The organism is Streptomyces sp. NBC_00012 (assembly GCF_045040875.1).
GTDB lineage: Bacteria > Actinomycetota > Actinomycetes > Streptomycetales > Streptomycetaceae > Streptomyces.
Window position 1 is genome coordinate 4,597,743 of the sequence record NZ_CP108309.1, and the last position, 18,153, is coordinate 4,615,895.

Consider the following 18,153-nt stretch of genomic DNA (forward strand, 5'->3'; position numbering starts at 1 on the left):
GGGAGCGGATCGCGGCGATCGTCGAGAGTGAGCAGAGGCACGAGCGAAGGCGAGGGGCGGAAGCGGCGACGGGGTCGTAGGCTCGCCGTCACAGTCGTCGGCGGTTACGGGCGGAAGGGGCGCGCGGTGGCGGGCTTTCAGGATCTGAGGTTCAGGGCGGTCACGTCGCTCCAGCGGAACGTCGTCAATCCGCTCGCCAGACGCAGCCCGGGACAGATCCTGCTGGAGACGACCGGCCGTACGTCCGGGCTGCCGCGCCGTACCCCGGTCGGCGGGCGGCGGGTGGGTCAGGAGTTCTGGCTGGTCTCGGAGTTCGGCGAGAAGTCGCAGTACATCCGCAATATCCGGGCCGACCCCCGGGTCCGGGTCCGCATCGCGGGACGCTGGCACACCGGCACCGCCCACCCACTGCCCGAGGACGATGCCGGTGCCCGGCTCAGGACCCTGCCGCGCTACAACAGCGCGGTCGTACGGGCGGTGGGTGCGGAGCTGCTGACGGTGCGGGTGGATCTCGCGGACTGAGTACGGAGACGGGCGCGCGCCCGGGTGGTGGGCAATCACCGGACGCGACTGAACCCGGGCGCGGATGAGCCCGGACACGACTGTGCCCGGGTGGTGTGCGGAACCACCCGGGCACGTAGCGGGCGAGCGCGGCGAGCGCGGCCGGATCAGTCGGTGATCTCGATCCTGCTGCCCTGGTCGCCGTTCTCGGCGGCGGCCTCCGGCTGGGCCGGGACCTTTGCCTTGGGGCCCGAGCCCTGGAGGTTCTTCAGCAGGGCGGCGAGGTCGACTCCCGTGGTGGAGCTGAGGAGTTCCATGCCCTGGGCGACGTTGTCCGTGACCGTACGCGACAGCTGGCTCGCGCCGTCCGTCGAGATCACGGTCATCTTGTCGATGGCGCTCAGCGGCTCGGACGCCTTGGCGACGACCTGCGGCAGCACCTCGACCAGCATCTGGAGCACGGCCGCCTCGCCGTACCGGTCGAAGGCGTCCGCCTTCTTCTGCATGGCCTCGGCCTCGGCCGTACCCTTCGCCGCGATGGCCGCGGCCTCCGCCTCGCCCTCGATGCGCACGGCGTCGGCGAGCGCCGAGCGGTGCAGCTTCTCGCCCTGACCGGTCAGCCGGGAGCGCTCGGCGTCCGCCTCGGCCTCCTTGACCTGGGCGATCCGGCGGGCCTCGGCCTCCTGCTCGGCCTGGTAGCGGGCGGCGTCGGCGGGCTTGCGGACCTTGGTGTCGAGCTCGCGGTCGGTCAGTGCGGCCTGGCGCTCGGCGACCTTCTCCTGCTCGGCGAGGATGTCCTGCTGACGGGCGGCGTCGGCCAGCGGGCCCGCCGCGTTCGCCTGGGCGGCGGCCTCGTCCGTCTGCGCCTTGATCTCGGCCTGCTTCAAGTAGAGGGTCCGCTGCGCGATCGCGATCTCCTCCTCCGCCTTGAGCCGGGCCTGCTCGGCCGCACGCCGGGCGACCGCCTCGGCGATGTCCGCCTCCTGCTTGGCGCGGGCGGCCTCCGGGCGGCCGAGGTCCTCCAGGTAGGAGCCCTCGGTGGTGATGTCCTGGATCTGGAAGGCGTCCAGGATCAGGCCCTGGCCGGAGAGGCTGGCCTCGGCCTCCTCGGCGACCTGGCTGGCGAACGCCGCCCGGTCGCGGATGATGTCCTCGACCGACATCCGGCCGACGATGGCGCGCAGCGCACCGGAGAGCACTTCCTGGGTGAAGCGGACGATGCCGTCCTGCTGCTGGAGGAAGCGCTGGGCCGCGGCCCGGATCGTCTCGTCGCTGCCGCCCACCTTGACGATCGCGACGCCGTCGAGGTTGGACTTCACGCCGCGCAGGGTCACGGCGCCGCGCACGGCCACCGGGATCTGCCGGCTGGACAGGTCCAGGGTGAACTTCTGTTGGACGAACGGGACCACGAAGACCCCGCCGCCGACCACGACCTTCTGGCCGCTGTTGTCGATGCTGGTGCGGCCGGTCACCGGATCGGTCGACTTCTTGCCGCGGCGTCCGGTGATGATGAACGCTTCGCTGGGCCCGGCGACCTTGTAGCGGGTGATGACGGCGAGGCCGATGAGTACCAGGAGTACGACGACTCCGATGACTGAGATCACGACTGGGCTCATGAAGATGTCCCCCCTGCCTCCCTGAGGGGACGGCAGTTCGAGTCGGGCGGTACGGCGCGATTCGGTGCGGCGCACCGCGGGTGTTTCGGTTGGGCGGTGGTCAGCGCTCGACGGGGCGGACGACGACCGAGGTGGTCGACAGCGCGGCCTCCACCCAGATCTCGGTGCCGCGTTCGACCGGCATTGGACTCTTCGCGGCGAGCTTCACCGGCTGGCCCCCGAGTCGCAGCAGGACCTCGCCGTAGCCGTCGGCCGGGATGGCCGTGACGACCGTGCCGGACGTACCGACGAGGTCGTCGCCGCGCGGCGTGGCGTCGGTCTGGTCCCGCATCAGCGCCTTGCTGAACTTCCAGGTCAGCCAGGCCGCGACGATCCCGGCCAGCACTCCGGCGGCGATCGCGGCGACCGTGCCGAGTCCGGTGGTGCCGAGCACGATCGCGCCTCCGAAGCCGAGCATCGAAAGGAATCCGGCGATGACCGGGAGGGACAGGAGACCGTCGAAGAAGCCGCTCAGCGCGCCCCCGAGGAGTCCTTCGAAGATGCCGTCGAAGATCAGAGAAACGACGAGCAGAACGATTCCCGCAATGCCGAGACCGAGCAACAGGGTCACGCGGTCACCCCCCGACCTTCGAAATCCCCCGAGTATTTCCGTCGAACTGGCTGGATGATCCCATAATTGCCCGGCAGTGGGTACTGCCGGGTTCCGGCAGTCTTTTACCCGTTCTTGATTCCGGAAAGCTGCTCGGTCAGCTTGGCCGCCGACTGGAACGTGGCGCCGAGCAGCGCGACGTGCTTCCAGCGCAGCACCCCCTCGGGGTCGATGAGGAACACCGCGCGGCGCACCCCGATCCCGGGCGCCGCGACGCCGTACGCGCGGGCGGTCTCCCGTCCGGTGTCCGCGAGCAGTGGCATCCGCAGGCCGTGGGCGCGGGCGAACGACTCATGGCTGTCCACACCCTGTGGACTGATTGCCCAGACCTCCGCGTCGAGCTCGCCGAAGGCCTCCAGGCCCGAGGAGTACGAGCAGAGCTGCTTGGTGCAGACGGCCGTGTTGTCGCCCGGGTAGAACGCGAGGACCACGCTGCGGCCGCGCGCCTCGGAGAGCGTGTGGTCGCGGCGTTCGAACTCCTCGCCGGTGAGCAGGCCGCCCGGCAGGGTGAAGTCCGGTGCGGGCAGGCCGAGTTGCGGTGACGATCCCATGGCGTTTCCTCCGTGGTCCGGTACTGCCGGGGTCTTCCGTGAGTGTGTCCGTAAGTGTTCCGTACAGCATGCTCGGTACGGTTCCGGCTCCCGCACCAGGAGGTAGGCATGGCAGCAGACCGTCGAGTGCCGTCCGCGGCCGTGCTCCTGCTGCACGGCGGGGCGGAGACGGGCCTGGCCGCGCCGCCGCCCGGTCCGCTGAACGTGCCCGCCCTGCGGATGCGCCCGTTCGCCCGGTCCATCGCCGGGGCGGCGGGCGGCCCCGGAGGCGTTCTCGTAAGCACCGTCCGCTACACCCACCGAGGCTGGAACGGCCCCCACGAGGACCCGTTGCACGACACCGTGCGCGCCCTGGACGCGCTCGGCCGCGAGGCCGGGGAGATTCCGGTGGTCCTGGTCGGCCACTCGATGGGCGCCCGCGCCGCCCTCCGCGCGGCCGGTCATCCGCTGGTGCGCGGGGTGGTCGGCCTCGCCCCGTGGTGTCCGGCCGACGACCCGGTCGACCAGCTGGCGGGCCGCGACGTCGTCCTGCTGCACGGCACCCGCGACCGGATCACCAGCCCCCGCGCCTCCCAGCGCCTCACCGCCCGTGCCCGGCCGGCCGGTGCCCGCTGTTGTCTGGTCGCGATCCGGGGCAGCGACCACGCGATGATCCGGCGCGCCGGACAGTGGCACGCGCTGACGGCCCGGATCGTCGCCGGACTGCTGGGGCCGGGTCCGCTTCCCGGGCCGGTCGCCACCGCCCTCGCGCTGCCGCCGGACGCCCCGGCGGCGGACGGCACCCTGAGGGCCGTCCCGTAGCCCTGCACCACGAGCGCGCGGGGCGTGCTCACGGGCACGCCCCGCGCGCCGTGGTGCAGGGGCGGGGGAACGGGAGCACCCTGGTAGGGAGGTGATCGTCATGGTGATGACAACCGTCGGGTGGCACATCGAGCTCGAATTCGACGAGGACACCCACCGCACCCGTGCGGCCGCCATGGTGCGGCTTCCGGACGGGACCGAGGTGCGGGCCCACGGATACGCGAGCCGCCATCCTTCCGACAGGAACCAGCCGAGGGTGGGCGAGGAGATCGCGGGAGCCAGAGCGCTCAACGAACTGGCGATGAAGATGCTGACGAAGGCGCACGACGAGATCGACGAGGTGTCCGGCCGGACCTCGCACCCGCTCGCCTGACGCGAGGGCCGGGGCCCGCGCGACCCGCCGGGCCCGCACGGAGACCATCGGCCGCCCGGAACCGGACCCGGACTGCGGATGCGCGGCGGGGCCGGGCGGCCGACGATTGAGGGCCGGGCAGCGGGTGTTCCGCGCCCGTCCAGGAGGTTGACGTGCAGGCCGATACGTACGGCGACGGCCCCGCGCCGTTCGACCTCCGAGCCCTGGTCGCCCTGGTCGACGGCAGCATGGCCGGGGTGGGCGTGCTCGACACCGGGCTGCGCTTCCTGTACGTCAACCGCGCCCTCGAACGGTTCAACGGCATCCCGGCCGCCGAACACCTCGGGCGCACCGTCCCCGAGGTCGTGCCCGGGGTCGACGGGCAGGAGGACATGTTGTGGGCGGTGCTCGCCGACGGGAGGTCACGCGAATTCACGTCCAGCGGCTTCACCGCCGCGGCCGCCACGGTCCGGCGGCACTGGCACGGCGCGTACCACCGGCTGGAGGTCGACGGGCGGGTCGTCGGCGTGGCCGGGATCCTGCTGGAGATCGCCGCCAGGGACCGGGGGCAGCGCGAGCTGGAGCAGGCCCGGCGCCATCTGACCCTGCTCGACACCGCCGCCGCCCGGATCGGCACCACGCTCGATATGGACACCACCTGTGCCGAGCTGGTCGACCTCGTCGTGCCGGGGCTGGCGGACATCGCGACGGTCGAGGTGTTCCCGCCCGACGTCGCCCCGCCGGTCCGGCCCGCACCGCCCGGTGTGCTGAGGCTGCGGCGGGCGGCGCTGCGGTCCGTGCCCGCGCTCCGCGACGATCTGGAGGGCTTCGGGCTGACCGGCGAGTACATCGACTACCAGGAGGGCGCGGCCGTGCAGCGCTGTCTGGCGTCCAACCAGCCGGTGGTGGAGAACCTCACCACCGACGAACAGCTCGTCCGCTCCGCCCCCGGCCCGGAACGGCTCGCCGCCTACCGGGCCCTCGGGATGCATTCTGCGGTCATCGTGCCCGTCACCGTGCGCAGTGGCCCCCTCGGCATCCTCGGCCTGATCCGGGCGGGCGACTCACCGGTCTTCACGGACGAGGACGTGCTGATCGCCCGGGAACTCGCCGGCCGGGCCGCCGTCGATCTCGACCACGCCCGCCGGTACGCCCACGAGCACACCATCGCCCTGGAGCTCCAGCGCTCCCTGCTGTCCGAGCCGCGACCGCCGCACCCGCACATCGAGATCGCCACCCGTTATCTGCCGGCCGACCGGAGCGTGATGGTCGGCGGCGACTGGTTCGACATCATCCCGCTGCGGGACGGGCGCCATCTCAAGGCGATGGGCGACGTGATGGGGCACGGGGTGGAGGCGGCGGTCGCCATGAGCCACTACCGCTCCCTGCTGCGGATGCTCGCCGACGACGAGCTGCCGCCGCACCGCATCCTGGAACAGCTGGACCGGATGGTCGAACGGTCCGGGCTGGACCGGGCGGCCACCTGTCTGCTGGCCGTCGTCGACCGGATCGGCGGGGCGTGCGAGGTGGCCAGCGCCGGGCATCTGCCGCCGGTGCTGATCGACCCCCGGGCGGGCGCCCGGGTGTGCGACGAGATGACGGTGGGGCCGCCGCTGGGCACCGGGCTCGGCGGTTACTGGACGACGCTGGTGGAGTTCGATCCGGGCACGGTGCTGTTCCTGTACACGGACGGGCTGGTCGAGCGGCGCGGCGAGGACATCGACGCCTCGGTCGGCCGGCTGAAGGAGCTGTCCCTGCCGCCCGGCGGCAGCCTGGAGGACCTGCTGGACGAGGTCCTCGAACGGTTCGGTCCGGGGGCCGAGGACGACATAGCGGTGCTGGCCTCCCGCACCCGGCCCCGGGCGGAGTGGACGCCCGACGCCACCTGACCCCCGGTCCGGTCAGCCCAGTTCCAGGCTGGTGATGCCGAACAGCCCGCCGTGGTCGATGTCCGGTGCCGGTCCCGTGTACATCCGGGCGGTCTCGAACGACGGGGTGAGGCCCAGCTGTTCGGCCAGGCGTACGGCCGCCGGGTTGACGTCGGGCACGTCGATCGCGACCGGCACACCGGGATCGGACGCCGCCAGCGCACCGATCAGGGCACCGGCCACCTCGGGCGATTCCGCGTACACGGGACCGATGCGGGACGACGTGCGGCAGGGGCGCACCACGGCCAGACCGCACAGCTCCCCGTCGCGGACGGCGGCGAGCGAGGTGCGGGTGGGGTGGGCGATCCACGGGGCGAGGAAGCTGTCGCGGTCGGCCGGGAAGAAGCGGCGGTCGTAGGCGGCGAGCCGGTCGAAGGGTACGGAGCGGCCGTCGACGAGCTCGGTGCCGGCCGGGGCGGGCGGACCGGCCGGCGGCAGGCCCTCGTAGCGCATGTTCGTCCACGCGGAACGGAAGCCGGATTTACGGTAGTTGGGCTGCTGGGCCACCACCCCGTCGAGGCCGACGTTGCGCCCGTCCAGCCGTGCCATGCCGGCCTGCCAGAGCTGGATGCCGTACCCCTGGCCGCGCAGTTGCGGGCGGGTGAGGTAGAAGCCGAGGAAGCCGAAGCCGGTGCCGTAACGGACCACGGAGACGCAGGAGACCGGTTCCCCGTCGAGCCGGCCGATCAGGAAGCCGCGCGGATCGGCCGCGAAGAAGGCGTGACGGTCGGTCAGCCCGGGGTTCCAGCTCTCCTCGTGGGCCCATTCGGCCAGCATCGTGAGGTCGTCGGCGCTTGCGGTGGTGATCTCGAAGTTCGGCACGGGGCACCTGTACCCGGCGGGCGACCGGTTCAACGGTGGTTTTTCCGTCACCACCCGGCGGGCCGGTACGGGGTCGGACCGGCCCGGTACGCGCCCGAGGCGGCGTGCCGGAAGTGCTCAGACCAGCAGGTACGCGCCCGTCGTCGCGGCCCCCAGCACCGCCCCGGCGACCGTCTGGGCCACCGAGTGGTACCCGAGCGCGACCCGCGACCAGCACACGGCGACCGTCATCGCATAGCCGAGCAGCCACCACGGCGAGTGCACCGTGGCGAGCAGGGCGATGACGGCCGAGGCGACCGCGGCGTCCACCGAGATCTTCCAGACCGTGTTGACGGCCAGCAGGACCACGGTCATCGCCCACAGGGCGAGCATTGCCACGAGGATGCCGGTGGGGGCGTGGCCCAGCACCATCACCACCGAACCGGTGCCGATGGAGCCGAGGATGACGAAGAAGATCGGCGCCCGCTTGGTGCGGTCGACGACATGGCGGTCGCCCCAGGTGCCGCGCCCACGCTCCCACTCGATGTACCCGGCGGGTATGAGGCCCGCGCACAGGGCGCCGAGGAATCCCCAGAGCAGGCCGGTCCAGTGACCGGCGGCGGCCAGGCCGATGCCGAGCATGCCGATCAGCAGGACGTTGCGGGGCTGGAAGACGTCGGTGACGGTGCGCGCGGTGGCGTTGTCCGGCGCTGCGGGGGTGTCGGTGGTGGTCATGCTGTCTCCTCGGTGGAGGCCGTGCGGGGTGCTGCGGTCACGGTGGACGGGCCGGGAACGGCGGGCATGGCTGCCGCCAGTACCCGCGCGGCCCGGTCCTGCGGGACCGTCCGGTAGGCGGCGGCGACCCGGACCAGCCAGGCCACCTCGCCGTCCTGGTCGGTGGCGTGCTGGGTCTCGATCGCCGCGGCGGTGGAGGCGGACGCCCCGCCGGCCTTCGCCGCGAGCGCCGCCTTGATCCAGTACGCCTCGGCGAGCGGGCCCGCCTTCTCCGCGTCCGTGGTGCCGTCCGCCGCGGCGGCGTCCTTCGCGGCCGGGAGCAGGGTGTCGGGCACGTAGTGGCGCAGCTTCTCCACCGCGTCCGCGATGTCGGCGGCCCAGCGGTCGATGCGCAGGTCCGCGGGGGTGCCGAAGCGGGTGAGCTCGCGGGTCAGCGAGGCCGGGGGGTCGAAGGGCTGCTCGGGGAACGCGGTCATCAACTCGCGCCACAGGCCGTGCAGTTTGACCTGGGCCCGCCAGAGCTTCGCGCGGCGCTGCCCCTTGCTGAGGGCGGGGATGGAGGCGCCCACGGCGAAGAAGGCGAACAGCACCACCTGCGCGGCCTCGGTGATCTCGTCGAAGCGGAGCGCGAAGGACTCGCTCGGGGTGTCGATGACGCTGACCCACAGGAACAGGGTCCGGCTGACGGTGTAGCCGACCCCGATGAACATCGCGAACGTCATCATCCCGAGGCCCACCCGCAGATGACGCAGCCCGGCACCGGCGGTGGCCAGTGCCCACTGGTACGCGCAGACGGCGGACGCGGCACCCAGGTAGAGGTAGAACACGCTCATGTACAGCGTGGCGCCCCACTGTCCCGCGTGGTCGGAGACGAAGCGGTCCGAGGGGACGGAGCGGTCGACGACGGTGAAGAACAGCACCGTCAGCAGGATCAGCGTGGCGATCGACGCCTTGGCCGCCACCTGCTGGATGGCGCGGGCGAACCGCACGTGGCGTGGGACGGTGCCGCCGTCGGGGTACCGGCCGTAGATCGCGACGATGTAGCTGAGGATCGCCAGGATCGCGATCGTCGCCGTGTAGTGCTTGATCAGGACGGCGAGGTCGGTGACGGCGCTGTCGTTGAGCCCGATGCGCACGGCCCGGGTCTTGGTCCACAGGGCGGCGGCGAAGCCCGCGTAGCAGCCCCACAGGGCGCGGCGGCGCTTGTCTTCTTCGTCGCCCCACAGGGCGGCCGGCATGCGCCACAGGGCGACGGCCGTCATCAGGACGGCCACGAGATAGCCGGCGAGGTCGAGCGGGGTCACGGCGGAGTCCTCGGGGTGGGGGGTGGCGGAGAGGTGTGCGGTGTTCAGGAGCGGCGGAACAGGCCGCGGCGGCGGTTGGCGACCGGGCGGGACAGGGAGTTGGCCAGCCGGCCCACCATGTCGTCGCTCGCCACGTCCAGGGCCATGCGGGGAATGAGCGAGGCGCCGAACTCGGCCATGCGCTCGTCGTGGGTGTCGTACTGCGCGCGGGCCTGCACGGTGCCGTCCCCCGACCGGAGCGCGTCGGCGATCGTGGCCGCGACCGGGGGCGGCTGGGACGGCGGTGACGGCGGGGGTTCGGTCCCGAGGACCCGGGTGATCAGCGAGGTGTCGAAGACCGGGAGCAGGCGCCGCAGCTGCTCCGCGTCGAGGGAGGTGCCGTGGTCGAACCACTCGTGGCACAGCTCGTGCAGGATGACGTGCTGGGTCTGGTACGCGGTCGGCCGGCGGCGGTAGAGCACGAAGCTGGTCCCGCCGGTCTTCAGCCGCAGCCCGCAGGCGGCGTTGACGCGGGCCAGCCGGTCGGGCATCTCGTGCAGCACGATGGTGCGGCCGCGGGCCGCTTCCATGTTCGCCACCAGTGCGTCGATGGAGAAGGGGGCGGGGATGGGCAGGTCGGCCAGCCCGGCCTCGCACTCCTTCCGTAGTTCGCGCAGCGACATGGAGATCTACTTCTCCGGTTCGCCATGGGCGGTGCCGCCGTCGTCCGCGCCCGGCCGGCCCTTGGCGTTCTCCAGCAGCGAGAGCGCGAACTGCAGCAGTTCCGGCGGGAGACCGTCCTCGTCGAGGCCGCGCCCGGCCACGCCGCTGATCTCTCCCGTACGCCGCATCGCGAGGAACTGGAGCCCGGCGACCACGTCGTCGACGACCTCGGACTCCTCCTTGAAGAACCGCCAGTCCACGCCGAAGCCCAGACCGAGCGCCTTGAGGATGTCCTCGGAGGGCTGGGTGACCTTTCCGGCCAGGATGTTGGAGAAGTAGCTGTGCGAGAGGGAACCGCCGCGTTCCTTGACGAGATCCGCGAAGAAGCGGCCCGAGATCTTCTGGCCGGGGAAGGTCTTCTCGACCATGTACTCGACCTTCTGCTGCAACGTCCGCAGCTCCGGTGTGCGTTCCTCGGCGCTGTCCATCCGGCCCCCCACGTATCCGCTCCCGTGCGATCGAGGTTCTTCACGGTCGTCGATTCGGTCAACGGGCTCGTACTGTAACGAACCCTGACGTGGCGTCCTCAGCGCGGTAGGTGGTACGGGAACGGGCTTGCGTAAACACGCAACGTCACTGTTAACTCGAAAAAACACGAGCAGGGGACCACGAGGGGAGTCCCCTGCTCGTGAAATCAACGGGTTTCATGTGAATTCACCACGGACAAAAGGTGCATGACGCACATACACGATGTGCGGACATGGGTGTAGCCCTTCACGACGGGGGATGCGTGAAGGGCTACACGTGCATTATGGCTGCTGGTCAGGCCGTCATCAACTGTCCTCCGGAGCGGCGTGTCCCGGAGTGGGGCCGGTGAAGGGTGCCCGTCGGTCGGGTCAATGGCGTTCGGGCCGGTCGCGCGGCTATTGATTTCCGGCGGAAAAAAGACCCGCCCGCAACGCCTCACTCGATTGAACCCGAGTCCGATTCGAGTCGAATAAGAGGTGAATCGGGATTGGTCGAAGTCGAATCACGCTTTAATTCGAGTTCAATTCGAATCCGGCGGATCGGAATTGCTTTCCCTGCCCGATCGCTTCCGCCGTGATATTCTGGAAGCAGTTGCAGTTGTGGTTCCCGAAGACTCCGAGTGCGCTCCTCGGCACAATGCGCCGAGGGATGCGCTCCTGCGTTTTCCGGTGCTTTTTCCGGATGGGGTAATCATCGCGGCGACGTGGGATCCGCAACGTGCGAATCCCCGGGAACTGCCCCCATGAAGGAGACAGAACATGGCTACTGGCACCGTCAAGTGGTTCAACGCGGAAAAGGGCTTCGGTTTCATCGAGCAGGACGGCGGCGGCCCCGACGTCTTCGCCCACTACTCGAACATCGCGGCCACCGGTTTCCGTGAGCTCCAGGAGGGCCAGCGGGTCAACTTCGATGTCACGCAGGGCCAGAAGGGTCCGCAGGCGGAGAACATCACCCCGGCCTGATCCCCCGCTCCGGCGCCGACGCGCTGTGACGACTTGCATGATCGGGGCCCGCACCTCCGGGTGCGGGCCCCGGTTCGCTGTCGTCCACGCGGCCCGGCGCCAGCCCGGGCCCCCGGGGCGCGGCTCGTTTTCGCAGCCGCGCCCCGACCGCGCTCCGTCCGGGCTCCGTCCAGGCTTGTCCACGGCCCGTACTTGCGATTCCTGTGCCGCCCGCCGCCGCAGCGAATTCCTCGATACGCGCCCTGTCGAGGAAAGGTTTCGTATGGACCGCGACCGCACAGCACGTTCGAACGACCAGAATTCCCGTACCCGCACCCGTTCCGGCGGCCGCAGGCCCGCCCCCGTGCAGGGGGAGTTCGCGGCGCCGAGGACCATCACCCCGGCGCTGCCCGCAATTTCGGCCTTCGCCGAGCTGGACCTGCCCGAGCCGCTGCTGTCGGCGCTCACCGCCGAGGGCGTCACCACCCCGTTCCCGATCCAGGCGGCCACCCTGCCGAATTCCCTCGCGGGGCGCGATGTGCTGGGCCGCGGCCGGACCGGCTCCGGCAAGACGCTCGCCTTCGGCCTGGCCCTGCTGGCCCGGATCGCGGGCAACCGGGCCGACGCCCGTCGCCCGCTGGCCCTGGTCCTCGTACCCACCCGGGAACTGGCCCAGCAGGTCACCGACGCGCTCACCCCGTACGCCCGCGCGCTGCGGCTGCGGATGGCCACCGTCGTCGGCGGCATGTCGATCGGCAGGCAGGCAACCGCGCTGCGCGGCGGCGCCGAGGTGGTCGTCGCCACGCCCGGCCGGCTCAAGGACCTCGTCGAGCGCCGCGACTGCCGGCTGGACCGGGTCTGCGTCACCGTTCTCGACGAGGCCGACCAGATGGCCGACATGGGGTTCATGCCGCAGGTGACCGAACTGCTGGACCTGGTGCTGCCGCAGGGCCAGCGGATGCTGTTCTCGGCGACCCTGGACCGTAACGTCGACCTGCTGGTACGCAACTACCTGCACGACCCGGTCGTCCACTCGGTCGACCCGGCGGCCGGTGCGGTGACGACGATGGAGCACCACGTGCTCTACGTGCAGGGCGCCGACAAGTACGCCACCACGACCGAGATCGCGGCCCGCGACGGCCGGGTGCTCATGTTCCTGGACACCAAGCACGCCGTGGACAAGCTCACCGACCATTTGCTCGGCAGCGGGGTGCGGGCCGCCGCGCTGCACGGCGGGAAGTCCCAGCCGCAGCGCACCCGCACCCTGGACCGGTTCAAGAACGGCCAGGTCACGGTGCTGGTCGCGACGAACGTCGCGGCGCGCGGCATCCACATCGACAACCTGGACCTGGTCGTCAACGTCGATCCGCCGAGCGACCACAAGGACTACCTGCACCGCGGCGGCCGTACCGCCCGTGCCGGGGAGTCCGGCAGCGTCGTCACGCTGGTGCTGCCGGGACAGCGCCGGGAGATGACCCGGCTGATGGCCGACGCCGGGATCACCCCGAAGATAGCCCAGGTCCGCTCGGGCGAGGCCGAACTGAGCCGGATCACCGGCGCGCGGAAGCCCTCGGGGGTGCCGGTCGACGGCAGCGCACCGCCGGTGACGGAGCGCCCCAGGCGCGTGCCCTTCCGGGGCCAGGGCAGCGGCCCCGCGAAGGCGGGCCGGTCACGCCGCTCCGACCAGCCCACCGCGGAGGCACGCGCCGCCGCGAAGCAGCGCCGCACCAACCGGGCGGGGTGACCCCGAGGCCGCGATCCTGGGGCCGCGATCCCCAGGAGCAGCGACTCCGGGAGCAGCGATCCCCGGACCGGCCGTCGCCCACGCGCCGGCCGGTCTCAGGCGATCATGAAGTCCTTTACGGGCAGGGCCCGTTCGACGATCCTGATGTCGCCGATCCAGCCGTGCATCAACTGGTCGAGCCTGCCTCCGTACTCGTAGGCGCCGAGCAGCCAGGGCAGGCCCAGGGTGGTGAGACCGGTGGCGCGGGTGGCGGGGTTGCGGGCGACCACGCAGCCGTCGACGTACATCGTCGTGTGCTTCCCGTCGTTGACGAGCGCCACGTGCCACCACCGTTCACGCAGCAGCTCATGGCTCCAGTTGGTGACGGCCCCCGGCTGGTTCAGGGGCGCCGCCGCCCACTGGAGCCCGGGGCCGTCCGATACGGAGAGCGTGGCGACGGGCTCCTCCGGGTCGCCGGAGGTCTTTCCGGCCGCCCCGAGCGTGCCGCGGCGGCCGAGTACGGCGCCCCAGGCGTTGCGTCCGGCGTCCCAGTCGGCGGGGAGGCGGAGGAAGGCCTCGATGGTGTAACCGGACCTGAAGGTCTTGGTGTTGAGCGGTGCGTTGTTCTCCGTGCGCAGATACGCGCCCCGCAGCGGCGGCTTCGAGCCGTCGAAGTAGAGGCTGCCGTGGCCGGGCTGGTCGGGGTGGTGGGCGGTGGACCAGCGCAGCGCGTCGGACGCACTGCCGGGGACGACTTCGCGCACCAGGTCGTTGCGGTGCCCGGACAGGTCGGGGACGCGCAGGCCGGCGTCGGCGGCGGAACCGTCCTGGTGCGAAGGGGAGTCGAAGCGCCAGTAGGCGACGGTGCCCGGTATCAGCAGCTGCTTCGCCGGGCGGGGGCCCCGTACGGGTACGGGCGCGAAGCCCGCGAAGCGCTTCTCGAAGTCGATGGGGACGGCGAAACAGTCCTGCGGACCGGTCAGTTCGATCTCGCCGCGCTCCAGGTCGTTGAGCCGCTCGCCCGCGCGGCCGAGGACCCACGGGGAGATCGTCTCCACGTCGATGGTGTTCCTGGCCAGGTCGAAGCGGTAGAGGCGGATCATGGCGCTGCCGCCGTAGTAGCGGTTCTGGTAGTTGGTGATGTGCAGATGGACGTCGTTGCCCGCGGTGTTCTTGCGGGTGGTGCGTCCGGCGGGCCAGTAGTGGCCGTTGAGGGTGAGGAAGATCTGGTCGTTCCCGGCGATCAGCTCGTCCCACAGATGCTGTCCGTGGCCGGAGAGTTCGGCCTCGTCGCCGTCCGCGTTCGCGTACACCAGCTCGTGAGTGGTGAGGATGACGGGTGTACGGGGGTGCTGGGCGATGACGTCCTTCGCCCAGGCGAGCCCGGCCGTCGACGGCCGCCAGTCGAGCGCCAGCACCAGCCACTCGCGCCCGGCGGCGCGGAACAGGTGGTACGTGTTGTATCCGTCCGGGGTCGCCCCGCCGAACGTCGGCAGGCGCCGCATGCGCTTCGGACCGAAGGTGTCCAGGTACGGTGTGCGGCCGCGCTGGTCGTCGGTGGAGGACTTGATGTCGTGGTTGCCCGCGACGACGCTGTAGCCGACCCGCCGCCGGTCGAGCAGCTCGAACGCCTCGCCGATCGCCGCGAACTCGCCTGCCTGACCGCTCTCGGTGAGGTCGCCCAGATGGGACAGGAAGACGATGTTCTCGTCGCGCCCGTGGTCGAGTACGTAACGCAACGACGCCTCGACCGGCGCCTTGTCGATGCTCGCCCCGTCGAAGAGGTACTGGGTGTCCGGCATGACGACGAGCGTGAATCTGGGGTTCTCGGGGTCGGGCCGCCAACCGGCCGCGACGGCACCGGTGTTCTGCTGGGCAAGGGCCGCGGCAGGCGTGGCGGACGCGAGCCCGGTGGCTGCGGTGGCGGCACCGGTGAGCGCGGTCGCCCGCAGGAACGTACGACGGCTCGCGCCGGGCAGAAGTGGTCCGTCGGGCTGGTGGAGGGGGCTGCACATGGATGTCTCCGCGGGGACGAACGTAGGGGTGATCGTCTGCAAGCTAGCCGCGGCGTGGGGGAGAAACCGGTCCGTAAGGACCACAGCTGGGCGAAGGCTCCATGAATTGCACAGTGCCGGGCGCGCGGGATCGTGGCGGTGGGGGCGCGCGGGATCGTGATGGCGGGGGCGTACGGGCGCGGGACCGCGGGCCGGGTGACGGGCCCCGGCCTGCCGCGCCCCGCTACCGCCCGCCCGCGACCCGCAGGACCGTCCCGGTCACGTAGGACGCCTCGCCCGACAGCAGCCAGGCGATGGCGGCCGCGATCTCCGGGGCGGATCCGACACGGCCGAGCGGGATCCCGGGGACGGCCGCGTCCGCGCGGCCGGGATCGCCCGCCGTGGCGTGCATATCGGTGTCGATCATGCCGGGGGCGACCGCGTTGACCCGGATGCCGTCGGGCCCCAGCTCCTTGGAGAGCCCGATCGTCAGCGCGTCCGTCGCCGCCTTCGTGGCGGCGTAGTGGACGAAGTCCCCGGGGCTGCCGAGGGTGGCGGCGGCCGAGGAGACATTGACGATAGCGCCCGCCCCGCCGGCCGCCATGTCCTTCGCGGCCCGGCGGCAGCACAGCAGGTAGCCGAGGAGGTTCACGTCCACGACGCGGCGCAGCGTCTCGGCGGAGGTGTCGGCGAGCCGTCCGAGCGGGCCCGTCACGCCCGCGTTGTTGACCAGCCCGGTCACGGGTCCGAGCTGCTCGGCCACCGTGTCGAAGAGCCGTTCCACATCGGCCTCCACGGCGGTGTCCACCCGCACCGCGACACAGCGCGCCCCGGCGGCCCGTACCGCTGCCGCGGTCCGCTCGGCGGCCTCGGCGTTGCTCACGAAGCCCAGGGCGAGGTCGTGCCCGTCCCTCGCCAGGCGGATACAGGTCGCGGCGCCGATTCCCCGGCTGCCGCCGGTGACGACGGTGACGGGGCGCGGCGACGGCGACGGCGACGGGGTGATGCTGCTGTCCGGCGGCACTGGAGAACCTCTCGTTTCGCTCGCGGAGCATGCGGGTCATGCGGGTCATGCGGGTCATGCGGATCATGCGGTCCACGCAGCGAATCACCGCGGGCGCCAGTGGATCAAGGCCGCCCGCCGACCGGGTGACGGCACCGGAGCCGGGACGCGGCGCGGCGCGCCTGCTGTTGAGGTGATGCCGGTCCGCGCCCCGGCGTGGTGCCCGGTGCGGGGCGCCGGCGGTTGCCTAGCGTCGGCGCCTGACGGGCCGCTGTCGGCGCGGAACGGGTTGAATCGCCCGGCGCTCGATGGCGGCTCCTCGCCGACGGCGTTCCCCTGCCTCCGTCTCGCATTGCGGTGGCAGGGGACGCCGACCGCTCCGCCCGGGACAGGCCCTACGCCCAGAGCGCCCGCGCCAGCGCGACCCCGGCGAGCGCCGCGCCCAGCCCCGCCGCCACGCTCCCCACGACATTGGCCACCGCGTAGGACTTCGCGCCGTCCTCGGCCAGCCGCAGCGTCTCGTAGCTGAATGTCGAGTACGTGGTGAGCGCCCCGCACAGCCCGGTGCCGAGCAGCAGTTGCAGATGGGAGGAGGCGGCGCCGGCCGCCACCGCACCGGTCAGCAGGCCCAGGATCAGCGAACCCGACACGTTGATCGTGAAGGTCCCCCACGGGAAGACGCTGTCGTGCCGGGACTGCACCGCCCGGTCTGTCAGATAGCGCAGCGGCGCCCCGACCGCCGCCCCGGCGATCACCAACAGCCAGTTCACCTGCCCCGCTCCCGTTCGTCGCCGAAGCGCACGATCTCGCACTCGTCCAGGAAGGCGACCCCGCCGTCCGCGGTCAGTTCCCCGATGAGCGGCAGGAACGCCCTGATCCGTGCCTCGGTGTCCACGATCACGACCGCCACCGGCAGGTCCTCGCTCAGCGAGAGCAGCCGCTGCGTGTGGATCATCGACGAGGTGCCGAAGCCCTCGATGCCGCGGAACACGCTGGCGCCGGACAGCCCGGCCAGATGCGCCCGGTGCACGATCTCCGTGAAGACCGGCCGGTGGTGCCACCCGTCGGACTCGCCGACGAGAACCGTCAGGCGCAGGCCCCGTTCCGTTCCCGGCGTCGTCATGGCTGCCTCCAGGCCAGCACGCGGCGGGTCGCCCACACCGCACTCCACACCGCCGCGAGGGCCGCGAACAGCGTCAGCCCCAGATACCCCAGTCCGGCCCGGACCCGGCCGCCGTCGAGCAGGCGCTGGATGTCCACCGCGTACGTCGAGAACGTGGTGAACCCGCCGAGCACCCCCGTACCGAAGAACGGCCGCACCAGCCGGTGTGCCGTCCACGCCTCGCTGATCACCACCATGAAGACGCCGATCACCGCACATCCGACGGCGTTCACGGCCAGCGTCGTCCACGGGAAACCGCCCGGGACGGTGGGCCAGATCAGCGTGGCCCCGTAGCGGACGGACGCCCCGATCGCACCGCCGAGCGCGACCACCGCGACGACGGAACCTTGTGGGTTCGGGGATCCCATGGGCGCTTCTCTCCTGGACTGCTACACCCCCCAGGCTATCGCTCCGGGGGGTGCCCGGTCCGTGGCCTACCAGGTCTTGCCCGGGGGCTGCTTGGTGGTGACGTTGATGCGGTTGAACAGGTTCGTCAGACCGATCGCGAGCACCAGCGCGGAGAGCTGCTTCTCGTCGAAGTGGCGGGCGGCCTCGTCCCAGATGGCGTCCGGCACCGGGTCGTAGCGGTCGCTGAGCCGGGTCGAGTGCTCCGCGAGCGCCAGCGCGGCCCGCTCGGCGTCGGTGAAGTACGGCGCGTCGTGCCAGGCCGACACGGCGAAGAGCCGCTCGTCGCTCTCACCGGCCTTCCTGGCGTTGCGTACGTGCCCGTCGACGCAGAAGGTGCAGCCGTTGATCTGGCTGACCCGCAGACCGACCAGTTCGAGGGTGATCTCCGGCAGCCCGCCCTTCTGGATGGCCTTGACCAGGCCCAGGACGGGTGGCAGGGCCTCGGGAAGGATCTCGGCCGGGTTCTGGATGCGTGCCTGCATGATGTCTCTCCTTCGGTGTCCGTCACGGTCGC

General features: G+C 71.6%; 20 protein-coding genes. 6 read left to right on the forward strand and 14 right to left on the reverse strand.

The genetic code is table 11. The features are described from left to right. The first annotated feature begins 126 nt into the window (after positions 1-126). Positions 127-522, forward strand: a complete 396-nt coding sequence (locus tag OHA19_RS21120) for a nitroreductase/quinone reductase family protein (RefSeq protein ID WP_405751148.1) — start codon at positions 127-129, stop codon at positions 520-522. A 146-nt stretch (positions 523-668) separates the two neighbouring features. Here OHA19_RS21120 and OHA19_RS21125 read toward each other — a convergent pair whose 3' ends face one another. The 3 genes from OHA19_RS21125 to OHA19_RS21135 all read right to left on the reverse strand — a co-directional run bounded on the left by OHA19_RS21125 (position 669) and on the right by OHA19_RS21135 (position 3,317). Beyond that, complete coding sequence (locus tag OHA19_RS21125) at positions 669-2,117, reverse strand: flotillin family protein (RefSeq protein WP_405714374.1); 1,449 nt, start codon at positions 2,115-2,117, stop codon at positions 669-671. Between the two features lie 100 nt (positions 2,118-2,217). Continuing rightward, positions 2,218-2,727: an NfeD family protein gene (locus OHA19_RS21130; RefSeq protein WP_405714372.1), complete on the reverse strand. Its 510-nt coding sequence runs from the start codon at positions 2,725-2,727 to the stop codon at positions 2,218-2,220. Between the two features lie 104 nt (positions 2,728-2,831). Next, entirely contained in the window at positions 2,832-3,317 is a 486-nt protein-coding gene (locus OHA19_RS21135) for a peroxiredoxin family protein (RefSeq protein WP_405714370.1), read from the reverse strand. A gap of 108 nt (positions 3,318-3,425) precedes the next feature. Here OHA19_RS21135 and OHA19_RS21140 point away from each other — a divergent pair, with 108 nt between their 5' ends. From OHA19_RS21140 to OHA19_RS21150, 3 genes are all read left to right on the forward strand, one after another. After that, entirely contained in the window at positions 3,426-4,118 is a 693-nt protein-coding gene (locus tag OHA19_RS21140) for an alpha/beta hydrolase (protein ID WP_405714368.1), read from the forward strand. A 100-nt stretch (positions 4,119-4,218) separates the two neighbouring features. Then, entirely contained in the window at positions 4,219-4,491 is a 273-nt protein-coding gene (locus OHA19_RS21145) for a DUF1876 domain-containing protein (protein ID WP_405714366.1), read from the forward strand. A gap of 152 nt (positions 4,492-4,643) precedes the next feature. Then, a complete protein-coding gene (locus OHA19_RS21150; RefSeq protein WP_405751150.1) occupies positions 4,644-6,359 on the forward strand; it encodes a SpoIIE family protein phosphatase in 1,716 nt (571 codons plus the stop codon). Positions 6,360-6,371: 12 nt separating this feature from the next. On the opposite strand, the gene OHA19_RS21155 is transcribed toward OHA19_RS21150, so the two are convergent. The 5 genes from OHA19_RS21155 to OHA19_RS21175 all read right to left on the reverse strand — a co-directional run bounded on the left by OHA19_RS21155 (position 6,372) and on the right by OHA19_RS21175 (position 10,368). Next, positions 6,372-7,220: a GNAT family N-acetyltransferase gene (locus tag OHA19_RS21155; RefSeq protein ID WP_405714362.1), complete on the reverse strand. Its 849-nt coding sequence runs from the start codon at positions 7,218-7,220 to the stop codon at positions 6,372-6,374. Between the two features lie 117 nt (positions 7,221-7,337). Further along, positions 7,338-7,934, reverse strand: a complete 597-nt coding sequence (locus tag OHA19_RS21160) for a hypothetical protein (RefSeq protein ID WP_405714360.1) — start codon at positions 7,932-7,934, stop codon at positions 7,338-7,340. Then, positions 7,931-9,238: an MAB_1171c family putative transporter gene (locus tag OHA19_RS21165; protein WP_405714358.1), complete on the reverse strand. Its 1,308-nt coding sequence runs from the start codon at positions 9,236-9,238 to the stop codon at positions 7,931-7,933. Before OHA19_RS21165 ends, OHA19_RS21160 begins: the two co-directional genes overlap by 4 nt. A 44-nt stretch (positions 9,239-9,282) precedes the next feature. Further along, entirely contained in the window at positions 9,283-9,900 is a 618-nt protein-coding gene (locus OHA19_RS21170; protein ID WP_405714356.1) for a toxin, read from the reverse strand. 6 nt (positions 9,901-9,906) lie between these two features. Next, positions 9,907-10,368, reverse strand: a complete 462-nt coding sequence (locus OHA19_RS21175; protein ID WP_405714354.1) for a hypothetical protein — start codon at positions 10,366-10,368, stop codon at positions 9,907-9,909. A gap of 798 nt (positions 10,369-11,166) precedes the next feature. On the opposite strand from OHA19_RS21175, the gene OHA19_RS21180 reads away from it, so the two are divergent. Both OHA19_RS21180 and OHA19_RS21185 read left to right on the forward strand, forming a co-directional pair. Next, entirely contained in the window at positions 11,167-11,370 is a 204-nt protein-coding gene (locus OHA19_RS21180; RefSeq protein WP_093547863.1) for a cold-shock protein, read from the forward strand. A gap of 262 nt (positions 11,371-11,632) precedes the next feature. Further along, positions 11,633-13,093, forward strand: coding sequence for a DEAD/DEAH box helicase (locus OHA19_RS21185; protein WP_405714351.1), 1,461 nt, complete (start codon positions 11,633-11,635; stop codon positions 13,091-13,093). Positions 13,094-13,188: 95 nt separating this feature from the next. Here OHA19_RS21185 and OHA19_RS21190 read toward each other — a convergent pair whose 3' ends face one another. From OHA19_RS21190 to OHA19_RS21215, 6 genes are all read right to left on the reverse strand, one after another. Continuing rightward, positions 13,189-15,087 (reverse strand): LamG-like jellyroll fold domain-containing protein, encoded by a 1,899-nt coding sequence (locus OHA19_RS21190; protein WP_405714349.1) that lies wholly within the window; start codon positions 15,085-15,087, stop codon positions 13,189-13,191. 223 nt (positions 15,088-15,310) lie between these two features. After that, positions 15,311-16,090 (reverse strand): SDR family oxidoreductase, encoded by a 780-nt coding sequence (locus OHA19_RS21195; protein ID WP_405714347.1) that lies wholly within the window; start codon positions 16,088-16,090, stop codon positions 15,311-15,313. 374 nt (positions 16,091-16,464) lie between these two features. After that, positions 16,465-16,839, reverse strand: coding sequence for a fluoride efflux transporter CrcB (gene crcB / locus OHA19_RS21200; protein WP_405714345.1), 375 nt, complete (start codon positions 16,837-16,839; stop codon positions 16,465-16,467). After that, positions 16,836-17,192, reverse strand: a complete 357-nt coding sequence (locus OHA19_RS21205) for a DUF190 domain-containing protein (RefSeq protein ID WP_405714343.1) — start codon at positions 17,190-17,192, stop codon at positions 16,836-16,838. Before OHA19_RS21205 ends, crcB (OHA19_RS21200) begins: the two co-directional genes overlap by 4 nt. Then, positions 17,189-17,599, reverse strand: coding sequence for a fluoride efflux transporter CrcB (gene crcB, locus OHA19_RS21210; protein WP_405714340.1), 411 nt, complete (start codon positions 17,597-17,599; stop codon positions 17,189-17,191). Before crcB (OHA19_RS21210) ends, OHA19_RS21205 begins: the two co-directional genes overlap by 4 nt. A gap of 66 nt (positions 17,600-17,665) precedes the next feature. Further along, a complete protein-coding gene (locus tag OHA19_RS21215) occupies positions 17,666-18,121 on the reverse strand; it encodes a carboxymuconolactone decarboxylase family protein (RefSeq protein ID WP_405714339.1) in 456 nt (151 codons plus the stop codon). Between the last annotated feature and the right edge of the window lie 32 nt (positions 18,122-18,153).